This window comes from Pseudanabaena sp. UWO311, from assembly GCF_006937785.1.
GTDB lineage: Bacteria > Cyanobacteriota > Cyanobacteriia > Pseudanabaenales > Pseudanabaenaceae > Pseudanabaena.
In genome coordinates, this window is the sequence record NZ_SJEE01000035.1 from 1 (window position 1) to 21,293 (window position 21,293).

General features: G+C 42.4%; 29 protein-coding genes and 1 pseudogene. 19 read left to right on the forward strand and 11 right to left on the reverse strand.

The window, feature by feature from the left end:
- The first annotated feature begins 156 nt into the window (after positions 1-156).
- The 4 genes from PseudUWO311_RS20100 to PseudUWO311_RS20115 all read left to right on the forward strand — a co-directional run bounded on the left by PseudUWO311_RS20100 (position 157) and on the right by PseudUWO311_RS20115 (position 4,243).
- A complete protein-coding gene (locus PseudUWO311_RS20100; RefSeq protein WP_142657020.1) occupies positions 157-960 on the forward strand; it encodes a restriction endonuclease subunit S in 804 nt (267 codons plus the stop codon).
- Positions 957-1,952 carry a YhcG family protein gene (locus tag PseudUWO311_RS20105; RefSeq protein ID WP_142657021.1) on the forward strand — a complete coding sequence of 332 codons (996 nt, stop codon included), beginning with the start codon at positions 957-959 and terminating at the stop codon, positions 1,950-1,952. Before PseudUWO311_RS20100 ends, PseudUWO311_RS20105 begins: the two co-directional genes overlap by 4 nt.
- A gap of 37 nt (positions 1,953-1,989) precedes the next feature.
- Entirely contained in the window at positions 1,990-3,669 is a 1,680-nt protein-coding gene (locus PseudUWO311_RS20110) for a type I restriction-modification system subunit M (RefSeq protein WP_142657022.1), read from the forward strand.
- Between the two features lie 253 nt (positions 3,670-3,922).
- Positions 3,923-4,243 (forward strand): hypothetical protein, encoded by a 321-nt coding sequence (locus PseudUWO311_RS20115; RefSeq protein WP_142657023.1) that lies wholly within the window; start codon positions 3,923-3,925, stop codon positions 4,241-4,243.
- Positions 4,244-4,280: 37 nt separating this feature from the next.
- Here the strand turns inward: PseudUWO311_RS20115 and PseudUWO311_RS20120 are convergent, their stop codons facing one another.
- Entirely contained in the window at positions 4,281-4,865 is a 585-nt protein-coding gene (locus tag PseudUWO311_RS20120; RefSeq protein ID WP_142657024.1) for a hypothetical protein, read from the reverse strand.
- Positions 4,866-4,984: 119 nt separating this feature from the next.
- Here PseudUWO311_RS20120 and PseudUWO311_RS20125 point away from each other — a divergent pair, with 119 nt between their 5' ends.
- Positions 4,985-5,278 carry a nuclease-related domain-containing protein gene (locus tag PseudUWO311_RS20125; RefSeq protein WP_190303586.1) on the forward strand — a complete coding sequence of 98 codons (294 nt, stop codon included), beginning with the start codon at positions 4,985-4,987 and terminating at the stop codon, positions 5,276-5,278.
- Positions 5,279-5,307: 29 nt separating this feature from the next.
- A complete protein-coding gene (locus tag PseudUWO311_RS20130; protein WP_142657026.1) occupies positions 5,308-5,841 on the forward strand; it encodes a hypothetical protein in 534 nt (177 codons plus the stop codon).
- Here PseudUWO311_RS20130 and PseudUWO311_RS20135 read toward each other — a convergent pair.
- Positions 5,827-6,171 (reverse strand): DUF5615 family PIN-like protein, encoded by a 345-nt coding sequence (locus PseudUWO311_RS20135; RefSeq protein ID WP_142657027.1) that lies wholly within the window; start codon positions 6,169-6,171, stop codon positions 5,827-5,829. The genes PseudUWO311_RS20130 and PseudUWO311_RS20135 overlap by 15 nt on opposite strands.
- Positions 6,168-6,470 (reverse strand): DUF433 domain-containing protein, encoded by a 303-nt coding sequence (locus PseudUWO311_RS20140; RefSeq protein WP_142657028.1) that lies wholly within the window; start codon positions 6,468-6,470, stop codon positions 6,168-6,170. The genes PseudUWO311_RS20135 and PseudUWO311_RS20140 overlap by 4 nt, the downstream gene beginning before the upstream one ends.
- A gap of 314 nt (positions 6,471-6,784) precedes the next feature.
- Between PseudUWO311_RS20140 and PseudUWO311_RS20145 the strand changes: the two are divergent.
- Positions 6,785-6,994, forward strand: a pseudogene (locus PseudUWO311_RS20145) (formylglycine-generating enzyme family protein); the annotation flags it as partial.
- Positions 6,995-7,192: 198 nt separating this feature from the next.
- On the forward strand, positions 7,193-7,894 hold the full coding sequence (locus tag PseudUWO311_RS20150) for a histidine phosphatase family protein (RefSeq protein WP_223807655.1): 702 nt from the start codon (positions 7,193-7,195) through the stop codon (positions 7,892-7,894).
- Between the two features lie 250 nt (positions 7,895-8,144).
- Here PseudUWO311_RS20150 and PseudUWO311_RS24180 read toward each other — a convergent pair whose 3' ends face one another.
- From PseudUWO311_RS24180 to PseudUWO311_RS24670, 4 genes are all read right to left on the reverse strand, one after another.
- Positions 8,145-8,318 (reverse strand): hypothetical protein, encoded by a 174-nt coding sequence (locus tag PseudUWO311_RS24180; protein WP_190303587.1) that lies wholly within the window; start codon positions 8,316-8,318, stop codon positions 8,145-8,147.
- A gap of 211 nt (positions 8,319-8,529) precedes the next feature.
- A complete protein-coding gene (locus PseudUWO311_RS20155; protein ID WP_142657029.1) occupies positions 8,530-10,986 on the reverse strand; it encodes a CHAT domain-containing protein in 2,457 nt (818 codons plus the stop codon).
- 358 nt (positions 10,987-11,344) lie between these two features.
- Positions 11,345-11,890, reverse strand: coding sequence for a hypothetical protein (locus tag PseudUWO311_RS20160; protein WP_142657030.1), 546 nt, complete (start codon positions 11,888-11,890; stop codon positions 11,345-11,347).
- A gap of 266 nt (positions 11,891-12,156) precedes the next feature.
- Positions 12,157-12,279 (reverse strand): hypothetical protein, encoded by a 123-nt coding sequence (locus tag PseudUWO311_RS24670; protein WP_263402994.1) that lies wholly within the window; start codon positions 12,277-12,279, stop codon positions 12,157-12,159.
- A 37-nt stretch (positions 12,280-12,316) separates the two neighbouring features.
- Between PseudUWO311_RS24670 and PseudUWO311_RS20165 the strand changes: the two genes are divergently transcribed.
- The 4 genes from PseudUWO311_RS20165 to PseudUWO311_RS20180 all read left to right on the forward strand — a co-directional run bounded on the left by PseudUWO311_RS20165 (position 12,317) and on the right by PseudUWO311_RS20180 (position 14,753).
- Entirely contained in the window at positions 12,317-12,667 is a 351-nt protein-coding gene (locus PseudUWO311_RS20165; RefSeq protein ID WP_142657031.1) for a two pore domain potassium channel family protein, read from the forward strand.
- A gap of 151 nt (positions 12,668-12,818) precedes the next feature.
- Complete coding sequence (locus PseudUWO311_RS20170) at positions 12,819-13,280, forward strand: hypothetical protein (RefSeq protein WP_142657032.1); 462 nt, start codon at positions 12,819-12,821, stop codon at positions 13,278-13,280.
- A 31-nt stretch (positions 13,281-13,311) separates the two neighbouring features.
- Positions 13,312-14,184 carry a hypothetical protein gene (locus PseudUWO311_RS20175; protein WP_142657033.1) on the forward strand — a complete coding sequence of 291 codons (873 nt, stop codon included), beginning with the start codon at positions 13,312-13,314 and terminating at the stop codon, positions 14,182-14,184.
- A gap of 221 nt (positions 14,185-14,405) precedes the next feature.
- A complete protein-coding gene (locus PseudUWO311_RS20180) occupies positions 14,406-14,753 on the forward strand; it encodes a hypothetical protein (RefSeq protein ID WP_142657034.1) in 348 nt (115 codons plus the stop codon).
- Here the strand turns inward: PseudUWO311_RS20180 and PseudUWO311_RS20185 are convergent.
- Positions 14,750-15,109, reverse strand: a complete 360-nt coding sequence (locus PseudUWO311_RS20185; protein WP_142657035.1) for a helix-turn-helix domain-containing protein — start codon at positions 15,107-15,109, stop codon at positions 14,750-14,752. The two genes, PseudUWO311_RS20180 and PseudUWO311_RS20185, sit on opposite strands and share 4 nt — an antisense overlap.
- 232 nt (positions 15,110-15,341) lie before the next feature.
- Between PseudUWO311_RS20185 and PseudUWO311_RS20190 the strand changes: the two genes are divergently transcribed.
- From PseudUWO311_RS20190 to PseudUWO311_RS20205, 5 genes are all read left to right on the forward strand, one after another.
- On the forward strand, positions 15,342-15,641 hold the full coding sequence (locus PseudUWO311_RS20190; protein WP_142657036.1) for a hypothetical protein: 300 nt from the start codon (positions 15,342-15,344) through the stop codon (positions 15,639-15,641).
- 54 nt (positions 15,642-15,695) lie between these two features.
- On the forward strand, positions 15,696-16,070 hold the full coding sequence (locus tag PseudUWO311_RS20195) for a hypothetical protein (RefSeq protein WP_142657037.1): 375 nt from the start codon (positions 15,696-15,698) through the stop codon (positions 16,068-16,070).
- Positions 16,067-16,231 carry a hypothetical protein gene (locus PseudUWO311_RS24185; protein WP_190303588.1) on the forward strand — a complete coding sequence of 55 codons (165 nt, stop codon included), beginning with the start codon at positions 16,067-16,069 and terminating at the stop codon, positions 16,229-16,231. The genes PseudUWO311_RS20195 and PseudUWO311_RS24185 overlap by 4 nt, the downstream gene beginning before the upstream one ends.
- Before the next feature lie 64 nt (positions 16,232-16,295).
- Positions 16,296-17,276: a MarR family transcriptional regulator gene (locus PseudUWO311_RS20200; protein ID WP_190303589.1), complete on the forward strand. Its 981-nt coding sequence runs from the start codon at positions 16,296-16,298 to the stop codon at positions 17,274-17,276.
- Positions 17,273-18,130 carry a hypothetical protein gene (locus PseudUWO311_RS20205; protein WP_142657039.1) on the forward strand — a complete coding sequence of 286 codons (858 nt, stop codon included), beginning with the start codon at positions 17,273-17,275 and terminating at the stop codon, positions 18,128-18,130. Before PseudUWO311_RS20200 ends, PseudUWO311_RS20205 begins: the two co-directional genes overlap by 4 nt.
- Here PseudUWO311_RS20205 and PseudUWO311_RS20210 read toward each other — a convergent pair.
- Positions 18,120-18,305, reverse strand: a complete 186-nt coding sequence (locus PseudUWO311_RS20210; RefSeq protein WP_142657040.1) for a hypothetical protein — start codon at positions 18,303-18,305, stop codon at positions 18,120-18,122. The genes PseudUWO311_RS20205 and PseudUWO311_RS20210 overlap by 11 nt on opposite strands.
- A 116-nt stretch (positions 18,306-18,421) precedes the next feature.
- On the opposite strand from PseudUWO311_RS20210, the gene PseudUWO311_RS20215 reads away from it, so the two are divergent.
- The gene (locus tag PseudUWO311_RS20215) at positions 18,422-18,631 is read left to right on the forward strand and encodes a hypothetical protein (protein ID WP_142657041.1); all 210 of its coding nucleotides are present in this window, start codon (positions 18,422-18,424) and stop codon (positions 18,629-18,631) included.
- A 201-nt stretch (positions 18,632-18,832) separates the two neighbouring features.
- Here the strand turns inward: PseudUWO311_RS20215 and PseudUWO311_RS20220 are convergent, their stop codons facing one another.
- Entirely contained in the window at positions 18,833-19,966 is a 1,134-nt protein-coding gene (locus PseudUWO311_RS20220; protein ID WP_142657042.1) for a cob(I)yrinic acid a,c-diamide adenosyltransferase, read from the reverse strand.
- Between the two features lie 148 nt (positions 19,967-20,114).
- Here PseudUWO311_RS20220 and PseudUWO311_RS20225 point away from each other — a divergent pair, with 148 nt between their 5' ends.
- Positions 20,115-20,681: a hypothetical protein gene (locus PseudUWO311_RS20225; RefSeq protein WP_142657043.1), complete on the forward strand. Its 567-nt coding sequence runs from the start codon at positions 20,115-20,117 to the stop codon at positions 20,679-20,681.
- Between the two features lie 7 nt (positions 20,682-20,688).
- On the opposite strand, the gene PseudUWO311_RS20230 is transcribed toward PseudUWO311_RS20225, so the two are convergent.
- Positions 20,689-21,246: a pentapeptide repeat-containing protein gene (locus tag PseudUWO311_RS20230; protein WP_223807656.1), complete on the reverse strand. Its 558-nt coding sequence runs from the start codon at positions 21,244-21,246 to the stop codon at positions 20,689-20,691.
- Between the last annotated feature and the right edge of the window lie 47 nt (positions 21,247-21,293).

Genomic DNA, 21,293 nt, shown 5'->3' on the forward strand with positions numbered 1-21,293 from the left:
GATGGAAACTTCTTGTGGATTACACAATTTCAGGGTTACGATGAGACATGGGAAGGTTGCTTAACTTGAGCATCTCAATTGGGAAAAAGGCTTAGGGCTTATCTCCTCTTTATTTCCGATGAAGTCTAGTTAGTTGCGAAAGGGAAAACAGCAACAATGACCACTATTGGGCAATCTGATATCGCGGATACTAAAATCCGTGTCTCAAAGAAAATAGAAGAACAGCAAAAAATTGCTGATTGTCTTACTTCGATCGCCGATCGCCTCACCTTAGAAACCCAAAAACTCGACACCCTCAAAGCCCACAAAAAAGGGCTAATGCAGCAGCTTTTTCCCACAGAAGGCGAAACCCTGCCAAAATTGCGATTCCCTGAGTATACTGGTGATTGGTTTCATGATGTTTTAAGTCATCACATAAAACTTATTTCAGGAATGCACCTTGCTCCAGATGAATATGATAATTCTGAAGCTGAGGACAAAATTCCATATTTTACTGGACCCTCGGACTTTACCAATAATATGAGCGAAGTTTTTAAGTGGACATCAAGGAACAACAAGAACTTTGCTGTCAGAGGAGATACACTTTTAACGGTTAAGGGAAGTGGTGTTGGTCAGTTAATGTTCTTAGAGCTTGATGAAGTAGCTATGGGGAGACAGTTAATGGCTGTTTCTGCTACTCCAGATACTGGGAAATTCATTTTTTATTGTCTTGCTATGAGGAAACAATATTTTGAAGCTCTTGGAAGTGGAAATATGATTCCTGGGATTGCGAGAACAGATATTCTAAGCACAAAAATATCTTTCCCAAAAAGCAATAAAGAACAGAAAAAAATTGCTGATTGTCTATCTTCTATTGATGAAGCGATCGCCGCGCAAAGTAAAGCGATAGAACTGCTGAAATTGCATAAAAAAGGACTAATGCAGCAGCTATTCCCATCCGTTGAGGAGGTAAGAGAATGAGCAACTTGACCGCATTTCACGCAGACATTAAATGCATCCTCGAACAGGCACGGAGCAAAGCGCGATCATCGGTGAATGCCGCAATGGTAGAAGCCTATTGGCTGATCGGTCAACGGATTGTTGAAGAAGAGCAATTGGGGCAGCACAAAGCCCAATATGGCTCACGGCTAATTGAAGACCTATCAACAGCACTAACGGCTGATTTTGGAAAAGGCTTTTCTTATGCCAACCTTTGCAATTGCCGCCAATTTTACTTGACTTTCCCCGATCAAGCGATTCTCTACACAGTGTGTAGAGATTTGAGTTGGAGCCACCTGCGTTTAATTATGCGCGTTGATTCGCCCCAAGCGATCGAATACTATTGCCTCGAATCCAGAGAGCAAAACTGGACAGTACGCCAACTAGAACGCAATATCAAAAGCCAGAGTTTTCAGCGTCTGCTTTCCACCCAAGCCAACGAAACCGAAACGACTGGCACAGCCAAGCATCTAGAATTTATCAAAGATCCATATGTACTAGAGTTTTTGCAACTACCAGAAGTGGGACAACTAAAAGAAAGCCGACTGGAGCAGGCGATTATTAACGAATTGCAAAAATTCCTGCTGGAACTGGGTAAAGGCTTTTCGTTTGTCGCCCGACAAATGCGAATCAGCACCGAAACCAGCCACTTTTTTATTGACCTAGTTTTTTATAATTACCTACTCAAGTGTTTTGTCATCATCGATCTAAAAACAGGCAAACTCAGTCATCAAGACATCGGACAAATGGATATGTATGTGCGGATGTTTGACGACCTCAAGCGCGGCGAAGACGATAACCCCACCATTGGCATTATTCTTTGCGACAGCAAGGACGAAACCATTGTCAAATATTCGGTTATCAAAGAAAGCCAACAACTCTTTGCCTCTAAATATCAGCACATATTGCCGACCGAAGAGGAATTAATAGCCGAGATTGAGCGAGAAAAGCGTCTGATCGAGGGTATGCAGTGATGAACGCTCATTTTGACTTAAAAAAAGGAAAACGATCTTGACCGAACAAAATCAAAAACAACTAGGCACAACCCTTTGGGCGATCGCCGACCAACTGCGCGGCGCGATGGACGCGGACGATTTCCGCGACTATATGCTGGTATTCATATTCCTGCGTTATCTTTCCGACAACTACGAAACCGCCGCCCAAAAAGAACTAGGGTCAGACTATCCAATAAAGACCACCCCTGCCCCTCCAGAGGAGGGGAATAAGCAGAAAAATTCCCCTCCTCTGGAGGGGTGGCAGGCAAAGCCTGACGGGGTGGTCTCTACGCCGCTTCAAGTTTGGTATGATCAAAATCCAGACGACATTGCCGAATTTGAAAAACAGATGCGCCGCAAAGTGCATTATGTGATCCAACCGCAACACCTCTGGGGAAGCATTGCGGAAATGGCACGCACCCAGAATGATGAACTACTGAGAACCCTTAACGATGGCTTCAAATACATCGAAACTGAATCCTTTGAAAGCACCTTTCAAGGGCTATTCTCAGAAATTAACCTAGACTCCGAAAAACTCGGCAAAAAGTACAGCGATCGCAATGCCAAACTCTGTACCATCATCAAAGCGATCGCCAAAGGGCTAGAGGATTTTTCTACCGACAGTGACACCCTCGGTGATGCCTATGAATACCTAATCGGACAGTTTGCCTCAGGCTCAGGCAAAAAAGCAGGCGAATTTTATACACCTCAACAAATTTCTAGCATCCTGTCAGCGATCGTCACCCTCGACAGCCAAGACCCCACCACAGGCAAAAAGAAACGTCTCGACAGCGTGCTTGACTTTGCCTGTGGCTCTGGCTCACTACTTCTCAACGTGCGCCACCAGCTTGGACTCCAAGGCATCAGCAAAATCTACGGGCAAGAAAAAAACATCACCACCTACAACCTAGCGCGGATGAATATGCTGCTGCATGGAGTCAAAGATTCCGAATTCGAGATTTTTCATGGCGACACACTGCCCAACGATTGGGAGATGCTAAAAGAATCCAACCCCGCCAAAAAGCCAGCCTTTGATGCCGTAGTCGCTAACCCACCCTTTAGCTACCGATGGGAACCGACCGAAGCATTGGGTTCTGATGTACGCTTCAAAAATTACGGACTAGCCCCAAAATCCGCCGCCGACTTTGCCTTTTTACTGCACGGATTTCATTACCTCAAACAAGAAGGCACAATGGCGATCGTGCTACCCCACGGCGTACTGTTCCGAGGCGGTGCAGAAGAAAAGATTCGCACCAAACTGCTCAAAGATGGCAACATCGACACCGTAATCGGTTTACCCGCAAACCTGTTCTATTCCACAGGCATCCCAGTATGCATTCTGGTGCTAAAAAAATGCAAAAAGTCTGATGATGTGCTGTTCATCAACGCCAGCGAACACTTTGAGAAGGGCAAGCGCCAAAATCGCCTACTACCAGAGCATATCGACAAGATTATCGATACCTACCAATTCCGCCGATCAGAGGAGCGTTATTCTCGAATTGTAGACATGGAAGAGATTGAATCCAATGGCTACAATCTAAATATTTCTCGCTATATCAGCACCGCCATAACTGAGGAGGAAGTCGATCTAGCTGTGGTGAATTCCACTTTGGTCGAAGTGAAGGAGAAAATTGATGAGTCAATAAATAGGCATAACGAGTTTCTCAAAGAGCTTGGTTTACCACCTTTACCCTGATTGGAGTCACGCAAGAAAAAGAATAATCGTATTCTAAGGAGCAAGTATTTTTGACTAAGCAATACCCTCAAAATATCTCGCAATTACTGTAAGTTCTGAGTCGATGCTGCAAAAAGTTGACTATTACGAAGTTGGTGCATTGAGTCCACACAATAAAACCTCTTAAGAAAAGATGTCGCTTTGCTCATTGAAAGACTAAGCGAAGTAGTTAAGAATGATTCAAGACTCAAAGATTTATTCAAATAAAAAACCCATGACACAACCACCACTCCCCCAACCCCAAAGCGATCGCACCCCAATCACCTTCGAGCAATACGAAGCATACACACCCGAAAAACTAGAGCTATGGGATGGCTTCTATGACTACGGCGACCCAGAGGACTTCAAAGGCTTTTACCTTGCAGTATTAACAAACATGGGACTACGCGCCGCCGTTAGCCATGTCCCGATCGCCCAATGGTTAGCCGCCATCCAAGAGGTAGCTTTACAAAATCCCAAGCTTGACGATGCTTTGCGCGATCGCTTAGTTCGAGCGATGGCTGAGTTGAATGCGATCATGGAGTGTTTGGATTAGTGGCGATTTGTTCTATTAGAAAAATAATCCCTACCAGCTAACAACCCGCATCACCAAATACTTCTAGTTGCTGAAAACTACCGTTTACTTTAATCAGCATCACACCTGTATCGATATCAAGAGATTCAATTTCGCCAGCCGCTCCTTGTACTACAGCGACTCTAACTTCCATTGCTTGATCTTCACTAACAAAGGTTTGGAAATTTTTTTGACCGTAGAAATCGTTACCCGTTGCTTCAACCAGCCTAAATTTCGTCATTTTGCCATTGATTTTCATCAACATTGAGTTAGGGGCAATGCCATTAAAAAATACAAAATTGCGAGTTCCTTTGGCAGATTTTTTTTGCAAGCTCATGCCACAACCGCCACTATGAGCAGCAAACAGTTCATCAATGGTGAAGGAATCAACCCGTCTAAAGTTTGATGCAATTATCTGCTCTGGTTGATTGATAGGACTGCGCTGAATTTCTGCCTTGGTGATGGCTTCTGACTTAGTAGTGATAACTGGAGAGATTACAGGCGTGCTTGCAGTGCTAGCTTGATTCCCTTTATCGGCATTGATCAAGGCACAGCCAAAGATTGCAACGGGAAGCAGAATTACCGAGAATATATTCTTTGCCATGTTTTTGTTATGTTTTTGCCATGTGTTACATACTACATTCAGCAGATTAAATTGGAAGTGAAATGTTTTCTCAAAATAGCCGAAAAATCAAAATTTATGATGTATAGGAAGTAATGCCCATGCCCTCTCTCATCCCATCCCTCAACAGTTGTGTAGCCCGAATGACATCAGGCGAAAAGCGCTTTGCGGTGAGATTAGAGCAGAAACTAGATGACGACTATCTAATCTGGTATGACGTACCCATCGGCAAAAAGCAACTGCACCCCGATTTCATTGTGTTGCACCCATTGCGCGGCTTATTAGTCCTAGAGGTCAAAGACTGGAAAATCGACACCATTCTCAACGTCACAAAATCCAACTGGACGATCTCCGATCGCAACACCAACGAACCCAAGCAAGTAAAAAAACCCTAGAACAAGCTCGAAACTATGTCCTTCATGCAGTGAAGCTCTTAGAACGAGATGCCGAGCTAGTCCATGCGATCGCAGCTCCCCATGCTGGTAAATGTATCGTTCCCTATGGCTATGGTGTGGTGTTTACCAATATCACAAGGGCAGTGTTTGATAAACAAGGCTTAGGCGATGCGATCGAGTCAAACTTGGTAATCTGCCAAGATGAGATGTATGACAGTGTTGACCGAGGCGATTTTCAACAAAAACTTTGGGATATGTTTCCCTACCATTTTGATCGCACCCTAAGCCCGCACCAAGTCAATCGCATCCGTTGGCATATATTCCCAGATATCGCGATTCAGCCGTCTTTGTTGCCAGAGCCTGAAGAGGATGATGAAGTTGTGCCAGTGGCGATCGCACCTGACCTGATTAAAATCATGGACTTGCAGCAGGAGCAACTAGCGCGAAGTCTACGCGGCGGACATCGGGTTATTCATGGTGTGGCGGGAAGTGGCAAGAGAAGGTTATCTAGTTTTACAGCAGAGACAAAACATATCTGCGATCGCATCTTAAACATAAAGTAACTGATTGGCAATTTCGTCAGCAGTCATTGAGTCTAGTAAAATCATGACCCGATTAACAATTTCATAGGGACTCTTTTGAGGAACTACGATAATTCCTGAATGGGTGAGATTGGCTTGCCCATACTGCAAGTGTAAATCTTCGTAATCAACTCGGTTATGGGTCAAAATGCAACGATCGTTAGTAGCAGCATAGGTTAGTTGCTCTTGATCGGATTTACCTAACATATCGCTCTTTTGAACTGTGACGGCATCAATACCACGCGATCGCAATAGTGTGGCGACCATGTTATTCATATCTTCATCAAGATATAAGCTGGCGAATATTTTCACAGGTTTTGAATTGCGGCTTTTACGGCTGGATGAATTAAATGCTCTGGGACACGATTGCGATCAATATATTCATTTATTTCTGCTTGATTATCTTGATAGAAGCTCAGAGCATCGAATACTTGTGCCAATGTTAGCTGTGGCAAGCAGTTAGGAATTTCTTCAGGAGATGTGCCTAATCTCCACAAGCCAACGATCGCTCTAACAGAGGTATTTGTACCAATGATGATTGGTTCGCCTGTGGATTTGCGAGTTACATAACGAGATGTGGTGGTCGATCTTTGAGTTACAGCGAGTATCATAGCTATCTTTATACTTAGCTTTTAAATAATTCTATCACTTATACCAAATCAAGAAATGGCGTAGCCATTTCTTGATTTTAAAACCCTTACTGGGTCTGGTTTTTAATTCACAAAAGTGTTGTCACACTTTCGTGAATAGGTATTACAATCTAACTGATGTTATGCGGAAGAAATTCCTGCGATCCTCACGGTTGGGGGCTGACACGCACCGTCCACAGCCTCTACAGGTTATAAAATTTTACAGGTAGGGGCATGCCCCCCTGCTTACCCTGTCAGGCTAGTGGCATGAGATTTATCATCTGCGTTCCATTCCCACCTTCCATTTTGGCGAAACAATTACTACCGATTACGTCAACTACGATGGAAACCATCCCTATGGTGATGCACCGAAAGGGAAATATCGAGAAGAGACAACCGATGTCAGCAGTTTTAAGGCGGCGAATGCCTTTGGTTTATACGATATGTATGGAAATGTGTGGGAATGGTGTGCTGATGATTGGCACAATAGTTATAAAGGAGCGCCAAAAGCCGTCAGGCGATAGAATTTTTTTATTCTGCCAAATTGGCTTTGAACTCTTTGGACGATCGCTAACAAGACTCAATATCGATGTAGCAAAGAACGTCGATCGCTTCTTTGGTCTATGCTATTGGCAACTTTCCCCTAGAACATCATGCGACTAATATGCGGCGATGACTAGAGCTACTGAGTATTTAGAGTTGAGTTGCGATCGGGATTCGGTGTTTGTGAAGAGATTGGAGAGGGTGCTTTAGTGGTGCGATCGGTAGGTGTTACAAACTGCGATCAATCAGTTACGGTAAAATACAGAAACTATCTATCAAGAATTATGCTCCAGAGTATTGTGGCGATCGCTAGTGTGATGATGATGTCCGCAAATACTAGTTTTCAATCTGTTGCCCAATCTCCTGTCAATGATGAATGGGATGCTCTCAAAGGCTCAGGCAAAGTCTTACTAATGCGCCATGCGCTTGCACCAGGCACGGGTGATCCCAGTGGATTTCAACTGGAAGACTGTAACACTCAGCGCAATTTGTCAGAAACAGGACGAGAGCAAGCCCTCCAAGCAGGGAATGAATTTCGGCGGCGGCAGATTCCTATTAAACAGGTTTTATCTAGTCAATGGTGTCGTTGTTTAGAAACTGCCAAGCTTTTGAATTTAGGAGAAGTGAAGCCAGTACCTTCTCTCAATTCCTTTTTTAGCGATCGCAGTACAGAGGATATCCAAACCGCTCAAACCCGCCGACTGATCGCAGAACATCGCCAACAGGATGGTGTCGTGGTTATGGTGACGCATCAGGTAAATATTACAGCTTTAACGGGTATTGTGCCGCGATCGGGGGCTGCTGTGGTGGTACAAGCTAACGCCGAAGGCGAAGTAATTGTAATTGGTGAACTAGATCCTTAGAAGAGATGTCGAATGCTAAATAGACTATCTCTACAGTACAAACTCCGATCGCCCCTAATCCCAGTCCCACATGCGCTGTAATCATGGCAATTTTCCACTAGAACCCTCTGAGATTGATTCAAAATCAAGTCTTTTAGGCGATGACGGCTAACGAGTATTTAGAATTATCCTGCGATCGGGATTCTGTGTTTGTGAGGAGATTGGAGAAGATTATCTTCTAACAAAGCCAACGTTGGCAATAATTTACGTCCTACCTTTTTCCACCGCCTAGAGAGTTAGCAGAACCACTAGAACCACTAGGAGCACCACCTAGAGAGTTAGCAGATTGAGGATTATCTGCCCAACTACTATCACAAATTGCCAGTTGTGAAACTAAGAGAAATAAAACTGGAAATATACAAATGTAGGCAAAATGCTTGTTCATGGTAAAGCCTCTCTTTAGAACTAAAATGTAACTGTATCAATCTTAAATGTTTGTGCAAAGATAAATAACTTAAGCTTTTTTGCTACTAAGATTTGCATTTCATAAATGATTAACTGTCGTAATATAGAGAATACAGTCAATTATAGACAAAATAAAGTGATAGTGATCACAGCTATTGACACATAATTAAAATTTCCACTTTTAAGTTTACTTACAGTCCGTTGCCGATCGCAAAAAATGCCGCCCAGTAATTAGGATGATTGTATTGTGATGATCTAATTAGCGATATTTGCGCCCTGCGTAATGCTTCAGTAACAGTAATATCACCTTTTTGAAGTTCACCATAAAAAGCAGTCATGAGTGCTTGTGTCCCAGCATCATTGACTTTCCACAGAGATGCAATCGCAACTCTGGCTCCTGCGGATTGCATTTGATAGCCTAATCCTAAGATCTCGACACCAGTGCCTAATTTGCTGCCAAGCCCTGACTGACAAGCACTGAGGATAACTAAATCCACATTACTCAGTGACCAATCTTGAATCTCTCTGATCGTCGCTTTTTCACCATTGCCAAAAAGGATAAAAGAGTCTTCGGGAGTTCCCACTGATAACTGCCCGTGGGTAGCTAGATGCAAAATTGTATGGGAGTTAGCTTTGGTTGCGGTGATTTGTTTGCTAAAGGCGGCTTCGGTGAAGGTGGTGGTATTTGGGAAAAGGCTGGCAATTTTTTGGACTTCTGTGATGGTGGCGGGTAGACCTTCAAATCCTGAGCGGGTCTTCTCTCCAGATTTCCCACCAAATGCACCTGCAAAGATGCGTGGCTTCGCTAGTGGTTTTGGCGCAAAGGAGGTGAGGGATTCGGCAGTGATATTGTTAACGCGATATTTTTCGACTAGCCACTGTTTTCCATCATGGAGAGCCGAGAGGGGAATATAGCGCAGTTGTCCATCTGGTGCATAGATAATCGTATCGATTTTTAGCTCTTTTAGCTCTGTTTCAAATGGTTGAATTAGCAATTTATAGAGTTTTTTGGCAGGTTCATTAACATCTTCGGAGCCAGCATCACGAAGCGCACTAAGAAAATCAACTATTTCTTGGTTGAGTTGCTCACGTTTGATTTTGACTGTGCGGCGCAGGGGTGGGGTTTTGGCATTGATGATAATTAGTTCGAGGTGATCGTCTAGGATTAGAGGATAGAGTAGGACTGCATTGGGAACTTGGGAAAGGACATCTTTTTGGAGTTTACGATAACTGGAAAGGTTGAGATTTTGTTGTTCTTCAACGCGACGCAGTTCAGCAATCAGTTTTTTAATTTCGGGGCTATTTAGGAAAGAGTTGAATTGCTTGTTTTGATCGCGTTCAGTTTGAACTAGTTGGGCGAGGCGTTGTTGTTCGGTTTCACTGAGTTTATTTTCACGGTCTTTTTGTTGGAGGGTGTTGAGTTCTGTGGCTAGGGCGATGATGTTTTGTTCGGGACGTTGGAGGTCAACGCCTTGGGCTGTTTGGGTGTTACCTCGCAAGGTGCGGAGGTAGTCGCTGAGTTCTTGAACTTTGAGAAGGTCGAGGACTTGTTGGGCTTCGAGAATACGGTCTTGCTTGAGTAAGAGATCGGCTAGGGATCGATAGGAACTTTCGATAGTAGAAAGATAAGTTTTTTGTGCTTCTATACCGAGTCCACGTATGTCTTTGCGAATCTCTTCACGAACATTGATAGATTGTTTATAAAAGAGTATCGCTAGTTCAATTTGATCGAGTTTTTTGAACAAGTATCCTAAATTCGTGAGCGCACGTCCTTCACCATTCCGATCTCCAATTTGCTTAGCTATAACTAAAGATTGCTGATAATACTCAATTGCTTTTTGATATTGACCAAGAGCTATCAATGTATTACCAAGATTATTGATTATTTCTCCTTCAATAATAGTATTTTTGATTTGCTTAGCTATAACTAAAGATTGCTGATAATACTCAATTGCTTTTTGATATTGCTTAAGATAGTTGTATACAATCCCCAAGTTGTTAAGTGCTCTTGCCTCTCCACTACGATAGCCAATTTGACGATTAATATCCAAAGATTTCTGATAGTGAGCAATGGCTTTCTGATATTGTCCAATTAAATCGTAAGCACTACCCAAATTTCCCTGTGCAATAACTTGCCCTTTGAGATCTCCTATTTGTTTGGTTATAATTATAGATTGCTGATAATATTCAATTGCTTTTTGGTACTGGCCTAGATAGCTATATGTATTGCCAAGATTATTGAGTGTTCTTCCCTCTGACTCTTGAGCGTCAACTTGTCGAGCAATCTCTAATGCTTGCTCAAGGTACTCAATTGCTTTTTGATATTGTCCAAGTGCATTATATATATTCCCCAATTTTCTTTGTGAATTTCCTAGCCCCTTTCGATCTTTATTCTGTTGATAAATTTTTAATGCTTTACCATAGGTTTGTAATGCTTCTTGAAACTGACTCTTTTCATACTGTTCATCCCCTAGTTTTAGAAGTTGCTCAGCCTCTTTTTCCCTAGGATATATACTTTGAGCATTGACAGATTTTAGAGGGGAAAATGTAAAAATTTGGATAGGGGAAAGGCTGATTCCAATCGTAACGAGTAATCCGCCAGCGATCAATCGCGTAAAACAGTTAAGTGACTTGAGACTAGAGCGCATCTTAACTATACTCCGAGCAAAAATCTTATCCTTATAAATATCACTATTTTAGTTGTAAAGATAGACATTAACTCATGAAATTTTGATGATTTGGATCGCTACCCGTTACATACTGCGATCACCCCCCATCTAAATCTAACAAGCGCTACAATCTTGGCAAATTTCCACTAAAACACCATGCGATCTCGGACGAGACAAGTCTGTTGAATAGAGTTGATGAGCTTTCGCACGATCAAGACTCTGCTTTTGTGTAGAAATTGGAGAGGGTTGGTTAAGGGATCGGGAGGCGTTACAAAGTGCGATCGCTTGGCGTGAATTTTTTGCAATTTCTTGTTACAGCCAAAGGATTTATGTATATTTACAAATCTTCAAAATCAATCTTACAGAGATCTACATCTGGATAGCCGTAGTCATTTACCATCTGTACCATCGCAAATTGTTTTTCCTCTGGAGATATAATCGCAACAAGGATGTCATCAATTATGCCAAGATTCTCTCTGACGATCCGATTCAACTCATCTGTTTTCTGATGAGCAAAAAGGTAAAGACCGCTTGCAGCAAGTACTCCGTCTGAAAATGTTAAGATGCTCCCAACACGCTCTCGGTATTTGAAGAGGATGTTAAAGCAATCGGTTAATTGATCGCTGTGAACGCCAAACCCATGACCGTAATTTATGCTTCCTCTCATGTCCACTGGTAGCATTTCCAACATTGAATTGTGTAATGTATCTAATAATGAGGCATATCTCGGATCATCGTATTTTATAAATTTCCCATTAACGAATGCCTCTGGATTCCATTCGATCTCAAAGGCGTTAAACATTGCAATCAACTGTTGAAATCGGAAATGGCTTGATGGACTCCATGAAAGTGATTTCTCATTCCACCTATTTACATCAGGCACAAATCTTCTCAGATCTAAGAATGTAAGTAGCAAATTTCGAGCAGTAATAATTGTCGTTTTTTCAATATATCTGATATACATAAAGCTATAGCCAAGATTGCACTAGATGATAGATTTTGAGAAAAAAGATTTCAAGAAAGCAAATCCTTAAAATGGTGATAGCAATTAACGACAAATGGAAAATAAGTTATTAAATATTTTCCCCTAAAACCGAATGTTTCGCTAGAACCAATGCGATCGCCTAACCATCCAAAGTACTGCCTAAACTACTCGACTGCATTAGGCTTTGCCGTACCAGAGGCGATCGCTGTCTCCACAATGACCATTGAGTAAGAAGTCGATCGATCCGTTACAAACTGCGATCGCACAAGGATCGGATAGCGTGACATTGCTATGCTGGTTGTAAAATCTCTCTACATGAATGTAATGACAAACCTTATTAAGTCAATAAAGCAGTCAGAATCACTTCAGGTTTTAGTCCGCAGATTTGCCACTTATCTTGTCTTGTCAGCAGTTTTCATACTACTAGGGCTAGGTATAGGCGTTATTGGTTATCACTGGGTTGCTGGTTTCAGTTGGGTAGATGCCTTAGTCGAAGCTTCAATGATTCTTAGTGGCATGGGACCAATTAGCCCATTACCGAATATCAGCGCTAAGATTTTTGCCTCTACATACGCGCTTTTTAGTGGTTTAGTTTTTGTCCTAGCAATGGGGATCGTTTTATCTCCAGTTGTCTATAGTTTGCTGAAACATTTTGATGTCAATAAGGAAGCTTAACTTCTACAAAAGGAAGCTTAACTTCTACAAAAGGAAGCTTAACTTCTACAAAAGGAAGCTTAACTTCTACAAACTGCGATCGCCCTCAGATCTGATACCGTGAGAATATTTAGTTATCGACTTTCCCCTAGAACGCAACAAGGAAAACACCATGAATGCCAAGCAAATTTTGACCACTGTTGCCTCTGCGATCGCCTTATCCTTACTTGGCAATGTGGCACAGGCTCAGGCAGAGTGTCCTAAAGCTGGTACGTTAAAGAATTTTGCTCAAATTACGGCACAAGCCGAAGTTTTTAATGGTTGTGATGTCACTACTGAGGTTAGTTTTGTCGCAACAGGCAAGGGTAACAATCTGTTTGCGGCTTACAATTTTGATGGAGAGACTGTATTTCGGGTAATGCCTTTAGGACAAGAAGCTGTCGCCACACCATTTGGCATAGAGGCTTATGGAATTAGTATTGCAAACGATAAGGCAGACCCAGTTTTTACTTTGAAAACTGGCGACATTTTGCGTTTACGAGGATCTGTAGATTTTAAAAAGTTTAATGGTTATGACGTGGGCGTTGCCAGTCGAGTTTTTCGCGCTCAGTCAGTTGAAGTTTTGAAAAAGTAGTTGAGAGTGAGGCGATCGCGCAGTGGATCGGGTGGTGTTACAAAGTGCGATCGCACTGCTGTTAATCGTGCATACTTTTCATGTCTATGGTGTTTCTTGGTATGTAGTTTCAACTTATCATGCCGCACCACCGCAGTCCCTATTTTATGAAACAATGCCATTCTCTATTATGTTGAATATCAATCAAGCTTTGCTGGGTATTGTCACTACTGCTTCTATCTCTATCCTCGCCAGTAGTCCTGAAATACAAGCTGCTAAACCACCAAATCCATTAACTGGTATTTGGATCTCTGACGATAGTAATTCAGGTGTCTCTAGAATGCGTTTCACCGCAGATGGGCAAGTAATGATTTTGCCAATCGTTGCCTATGAAGACAGAATAGAATCTGAGAAAATCGCCAAGTATGTTTTTTCTGCTGATGGTAAGAAGTTAGCAATTACAACTAGCGATCGAGTGACCACAAACTATGACGTTCAAGTGCTGGCAGGTGGTAAAGCTACTTTATTCAACCCCACAGGATCTTACTATTCCAAAAAGCTTAAATTAAGAAAGGCTTGCGAGAATTCTGAACTAACTTCTTCGCCAAAAAATCCAGTGCTTGGAACTTGGTTGATGATTGCACCCCGAGCGATGGTAGTGAGAGCAATTTTTACCTCAGACAATAAAATGATTTGGCTATCTATTGATGAGAGGCAGAATTCTGCGCGTTCTGAATTCCCATATACGATCGCTCAAAACAGTCAATCATTCACAATGGTAATCTCCGACAAAGAAAAAATCTCCTATGTTTATGCATTAAAAAACGATCATCAAATGACTCTTGAGGCAAAAACTAGGAGGGAAAAATGGAATCTATTCAAGATCTGTGACTCAACAGCACTACCTGCCATTCAACCGAAGTAGTAATGTTATCGACGGAGAATAGCGATCGCACAAAGATAGGACTTACGCAAAAACGTCTTAAAACCCACATTTTATCGTAGGGGCAATTCATGAATTGCCCCTACATTTCGTCCTTTTGCGTCAGTCCTAAAAGAATTTCTCAACACGACCAACAACTGTAAATATTTACACCTGTTCTGGTAGAAATTATTGTTTCAATTTTCTACCTATTTGCACAACTCATGCCCAAAATACCCGACTGCGATCGCTGCATCAACAATGCCCACAGTGCTTACCTAGTCTGTGCGATCCATCCCAAAGGCATTGACGGTGATTCATGTTCAGACTTTGCCGATGATGGTCAAGAGCTATGGTGTCCCAATAGTTTTACGTTTATTGATGGTCATCTTGTGAAATTGCCAATAACCTATGAAACCGATCATCAGTCAAGGTTAACCAGAGCGCAACAGTATCAAATTTTGATGACGCATCCTGTATTTTCGGGTCGATGTCCGCAATGTCTCTATGTGTATGAAGAGAATAGCGATCGCATTGATTGGAATTGCCCTATCTGTGGATGGCAAGATTAATCGAGTTTTTTATTTTCAATATCGTCAGGTAAATCCCCTCCAAAAAGTTTACCAATTTGCATTAGTAAGCAACCTATTTGTTGATTGTCCATTATGGTAATCGCAAAAGCAACTGTGGGGCATTCTTGCGTAGATATTGTGCGTCCATAGATATTCGCCAAAAACTCTTCTGGCAGTTGACCAGACAATTCGGCAAGCTTTTCTAAGTTTTCAAGGGTCGGCACGTTGGTGGCTTTTTCCCAACTCGCAATTGTAGATTGACTAACATCAAGTGTTTTAGCAAATTCAATCTGAGAAGCTTCACCTCTAAGGGTCTTTACTGTTTGAGCCAACCTTAAACGACTTTGATGATCCATATGTGCAAATAACAATCATATAGATATATACGAACTTATAAAGCATTTTAGACGTATTGAGGTGTAAACGTGAATACATTATTTATCGATCGATAAATAATGGCTAAAAGAGAAAAGACGACTACCGCTATCGAAAAATTTCTGAAACGTAGAATATCGTTGATTGCTGCCGAGCAAGGCGTTGATTTTTGCGTTGTTCTGGAGGATTTGATTATTAAGGGTCTCGAATATTATGACAACTCGATTGCCGCTTGATGCTCCTCTACGATTTACGACGAGTTCGTACTACTTTCATATTTTGGTTAGGCGGACATCATCGCTTAAATGCGTATCAGTCCACTCTGAAGGAAATGCCTCAGCTTTTAACGAGCTTGCAGAGCAATTAGGGGGCAAATGCTCCAAAACGCTTACCAGTAAAGATGGGGAGGAGCGATTATTTGTTTTTGAGAAAAAATCGATCGCTAATAAGTTTTTTAAAGCAGTTTTTACCTTCCCTGAAGTCATCAGCGTAGGCTTAGAGACTTTTCCATAAAAAAAACCACTAGCACGAACTAGCGGGACTACAAATTTTATTCAGTTTCTAACAATGCAACAAAATATCTGTGAAATGCTCAATCGTGAGCAACTTTTGGAGTGCCAAAGATTGAATCAAGCCTATTGTATCTGGACTGCATTCAAATATGCAATGGTCGTAACCTCCCCAAATTATAGAAATCGCGCTCCTCTAACAGCCCCCAGAGTTAATAAACAAAGTAACCAGTTGCTCGAAACTTTTCAAGTTGGCGATCTTGTTAGCACAGAAACTCATAGTGAAACGGTTGTTAATGGATGGCACAACGTCTCAGGCAGTCGGTTTGTGACTGGAGTTATCAAAAAAATCAAAGGTGACTCAGTTTGGATTGATTGCGATGGTGAAATTGTTGTCACTCTTCTAGATCAATGTTGGTGGTCTGAGCTATGAGTGTCTATATACCAACGATTAGAGAAGCCCTAGAACGTGAAGGCTATTTTGCAAGTATAGCCAAGTCTATAGCTTGCCAATGCAAGCCAGATTTAGTCGAGCATTGCGATCGCGACGGCTTATTTTTCACCTGTGAATTGTGCTTGCGTGATGTGCCTTAATGCTTTGGCTCAGGTGATGACCTTTTCGACTATTGAGATGACTGTGCGAATGAGGTCGAAAGAAATGGCTAGATTCTATCCACTAGAACATGAGGAATGGCTAGAAGTTTCTAAGGAATTAAATCTTAGTGAGTTAAATGTCCTTTATTACATCCGTACTCTCGATCCCTATGGCAATGGCATAAAAGTTAGTGCAAATGCGATCGCATTAAAGCTTGGCATTAATCGCTCAACGGCAAGTCGTGCATTAAAAAGTCTTGATGCTAAAGGCTATATCGATCTAGAAATCGTGATGGCAAATGTCTCGATCAAAGGCAAAGGTTTGTTGCATACACGCAACGATGTTGCACCCACGCAACAAGAAGAGGTGTTGCACCCATGCAACGATGTTGCACCCACGCAACAAGAAGAGGTGTTGCACCCACACAACATGCAGTGCGCTGATGCAACAAGCAGTGCATCCATGCAACAAGCGACGGCTGAAAGCATTGCTATAAATGAATCCTGTGACCCTAAGATCTCTAAGATCTCTTTAGATCTATTAGAAAGATCAGATCAGGACAATTTTTTGAATTTTGATAATTCAGAAGCGGCGCTTAGCGCCGTAGAAAATTTTGAAATTTCTTTAGATGAGGCGATCGCTGAAATTCAAGAGGCAATCTCCCAAAATTTAGTGCCTGATGAAATTGCATTTGAGGCAAAGACACTTGAAGAACCGATCAACCCTATTGACGGTCAATTTTCCCGCGCCGCCGTTGAGGAGTTTGTATTGAAGTCTTTAAAATCTCGACCACGCGATCGTAAGGCGTATTTTTCTAAATTTAAGCCCGCAGATTGGCAAAAGTGGGAATTGGAGCTTAGAACCTCAGTCTCGCCAAAGCGAGATGCATTGATTGAAAATCTGCACCTATTAGAAAACTCGATCCGTCTGGCGATCTCCTCAAAAGACTTTGATTTTGCCAGAGCCAAGATTGAAAACTTAAAGGCGACACACCCAGATTTGGCGAAGCAACTCGAAACAAAGTTTTTTGGAGGCGCTGCATGATTTCATTAGCGGGACATGGCAAAGATCCCCGATTGGTTCAACCAGTCTTATTTTCCGTAGGCGATCGCGTAGTTGATACAGATGGGGAAGAAGGCTTAATTACAGCCCTTAGCAATACTTGTATCAATGTCTCAAAGCCCGATGTTGTGACCTCACACAACTTAAAAATGGGTAAGCCCAAATTAAGAACAGTTTCCAAAAACAACCAACTATTTGAAATTCTGCTCCCAATTTGTAATCACTATTCAGGACGCTATCTGCCCACATTTGCGGTTAATGCCATCGGTCACGCGCTCGACCATGCCAAAAACAATAAGCTCTCCGAAGCGATCGCCTTGCTATCGCCAGATGTCCTAGCAGAACTGAAAAAGCCTACTAAAGAAGTTGCCGAGCTTAAAAAATTTCTCGAAAATTTCTCTAGCATCGATGCCGATAAATCCCCCGATCTTGAGACTCCAATTACCTCAGAACCTAAGTTATCCGTTGCAAAGTTACGCATGGATGAATCTAAGGTATCCGTTCTAGTGGAGATTCCCAAAACCAAGCTTGATATTTTGCGCGATCGCTTGGCAGATCTGCAAAAAGAAGCGATAGCTCTTGAATCATCAGGCGCTAGCCCGAAAGGAGTTTGGCTTGAGAAATCGCGTCCGTCCAAACGGAATTTCGATCAAGTGGTCTGGAAAAGTGCCAAGCCCCACAAATGGCTCAACGACAAAAGATCGAGGTATATCGGCAAACTTGACCACGACGAGCATAAGAGTGCGCAGACTCAGTTTGCCTCAGGAAAGCGATTGCAGGAAATCCAGAAAGAAATTAAAGAGATCGAAAAAAAATTGACAAAAATTAAGGATTAAAGCCATGCCCATGAATAGAAGCCTTTACCCCAGCGATTGGGATGCGATCGCTACCCGCATCAAAGATAAAGCTGCGTGGATTTGCCAAAATTGCCAACGTCCATGCCGAAAGCCAAATGTTTCTTGGATTGACTTTAACCAATGGTTGCTTGATACAGGTCAGAGCGATTGGCACAAGGACAACTCACATTATTTCCCGATTAAAGTACAGACGACTGGATCGAGTTGGAATAGCCACTGAATTTTAAAAAACAATTTTATAAGCCCGAATGTCAGGGGGACTCCTTAAACATGAACACAATTATTAAATACTTACCTACCGCCGCCGCCGCTGAAGCTTTAGGACTTTCTAGTGGAAAAGCTCTAATTGGCTATCTCAGCGAACTAAAACAAGGTGTGCATTACCAAGACCGTCGAAAGGCTGGGGCGCGTAAAGCTAAATACTTTTTCAACGTTGAGGCGATTCGTAATTATTGGGACAAACCACCAGAAAGGCGTTAAAAATGTCAGACAAAATAAGTAATCGGTCACTATTTCGGTCACTACATATTTTCTTTCAAACTAAAACCCATATATAACAGGCTTATATGTAGTTTGATTTGTGGACTCCTAAGCGATAGGTCATGAGTTCGATCCTCGTCAACCCTGTCATTACAAAAAAAGAGAGTGGCGGCGATTAGCGCCGCTACTCCCTTTTTTAGTTTAAAAATCTACACCACGTTTAAGATCTACTCCTTTTTCGGCATAGTGTTTGTGGCAGACCATTTCAGAATGCACAGACGCAAGGTCAAAATAAGCAGGTTGATTAAAACATCTGCCTGTGATGATGATTTCGGTATCGCGAGATTTTTTGAGCAAGGCTTGGCAGATTGGTTCAACGGGTAATAAATCCAGATCAACAGTGGGATTTAGTTCATCAAGAATGATTGTCTTATAAAGCCCCGATGCGATCGCAGCCTGAGCAATTTCCCAACCGCGTTGCGCTTCGATGCAGTCCATTTCTTGCTGTTGACCCCGCCAAACGATCGCATCACGTCCACAACGCTGATGATCGATTACATGGGGATATCCGCGTTTTAGAGCTGCGATCGCGGCATCTTCGGTATAGCCAGCACCGCCTTTGAGCCATTGCATAATTAAAACTCGGTGGGATAAATCGCGACTAATCCCTGTGCCGATAGCCTTCAGTGATCGCCCCAATGCTGATGTACTTTTGCCTTTACCTGCGCCCGTATAAATTTCGATTCCCGTCACACCATATTTCTCGGCATGGGCATCATCATGCGATCTCATTTCAGAATGGAGATCAGCGATATCAACTAATGATTGAGGTGCACCGCGACCTGTACAGATGACTTCGAGATGAGGTGGCTTGTTTTTTAAATCTTTGACAATGCGATCGACGGGAATTAAGCCTAAATCCAAAACAGGATTAATCTCGTCTAAGACAACGACTGAGTAAAGTCCTGAAGCCATAGCGCCTTTGGCGATCGCCCAACCTCTTTCTGCTTCTTGGCGATCGAAGGGGGTGACATGTTCAGCATCAAAAAACTCAGAGCGACCAGTCCGCACATGATCGATTAAATGGGGAAATCCCTGTTGCAATGCGGAAATTGCGGCATCTTCAGAATATTCACGCTCAGAACCTTTGAGAAATCGCAATAACAAAATTCTTGTGCCAAAGGGTGATGTGTCGGACATTCCTAAGCCAAGAGATCGCAAGACTACGCCCAAAGCCGCCTGTGATTTACCTTTGCCTGTTCCGTCATAAACATGGATTTGTCCGATCTCACGTTCGGGACGCACCTGTGCGGTCATGATGCCTATCGCTGCCATGTTTTTATCTAAGCTCTTTCATTTCTCATTCACTGTGATTATATCGAAAACCAAAGGATCAAAGATGCCATAAAGCGCTACCTACGATCCTTTGATCCTTTGGTACAGAATGCTAAAATCTACGTCTTAGAACCAATACATTTGTGTCATGAGAAAATTTGCAGCGCGATCGCTAATTACCCTTGCAGCTATGACCACCGCGATATTAGCTGTGGATACAGCAGTGCGATCGCAGACTAAGCCAAGCGTAAAGCCAAACACAACCATCGAGATTACTAGACCAGAAAAAATAGAAAACACTTCTGGTAAAAAGGCTAGTTTCGTGAAAATGTTTGAAGATATTACGATCGCACCGAGCTTTACGCCGAAATCGATTCAACTGCGGGGCATTAGTGGTGGTGGAGTCGAGACTCAAAAAAAATCTGGACGTAAAGTGACCGAAACAGGCGATTGTATTGGCTTTATTGACGCAGAACCAGATCACAAGATTACGCTCACCAAACCATTTAAATATCTCAACATGCAGGTCAAAAGCTCTGGCGACACAATCTTGCTCGTGCGCGGGCCAGGTGGAAGTTGGTGTAGTGACGATGTTGGCGATCGCAATCCAGCGATCGGTGGCGATTGGCTAGAAGGGACTTATGAAGTATGGGTTGGCTCTTACGAAGAAAATACTTCTTTTCCTTATTTGCTAGAAGTCACAGAAAAGCAATAGAACATCTTTAAATTGGGCAGCCCAAAGTCTGGCGACTGTCATTTTTAGTAAACGGATGCGTACCACTAGCGATCGTACATAGATATAAGCGTGTGCGATCGTCCAAGTTCCGAACACCTGTAAATTCAGTATCAGCACAGGTTCTCAAATTTTTCATTATTACACCACGCAAATTTGTTCCCCGCAAATTAGCCCCTTTCATAATTGAGCCTGTAAAGTCGGCTTCAATCAAGTTTGCCCCACTAAAATTAGTGACACTTAGGTTGGCTCGAATAAATTTACTATTAGAAGAATTCGACCAAGTTAAATTTGCCCAACTTAAGTCTGCATCAGAAAAGTTTGCGCCCCTTAACAAAGCACCTCTAAGATTTGTCTCGATCAAGTTAGCTCCTGTCAAGTTCGCCTCGATTAGATTAGCGCTGCTCAAATCAGCTTTGTTCAAAGTAGAGCCACGCAAATCAATACCAATCAAAATAACACTGCGTAATTGAGCGTTATTCAGATCTATGTTGGAAAAGTTCCGTTGTCCCTGTTTGTATAGTTCCAACAGTTGAGCGACTTCCAAGACGTTTACTCCTAGCAGATGATTATGACTTAGTTAGCTTCAGTTAC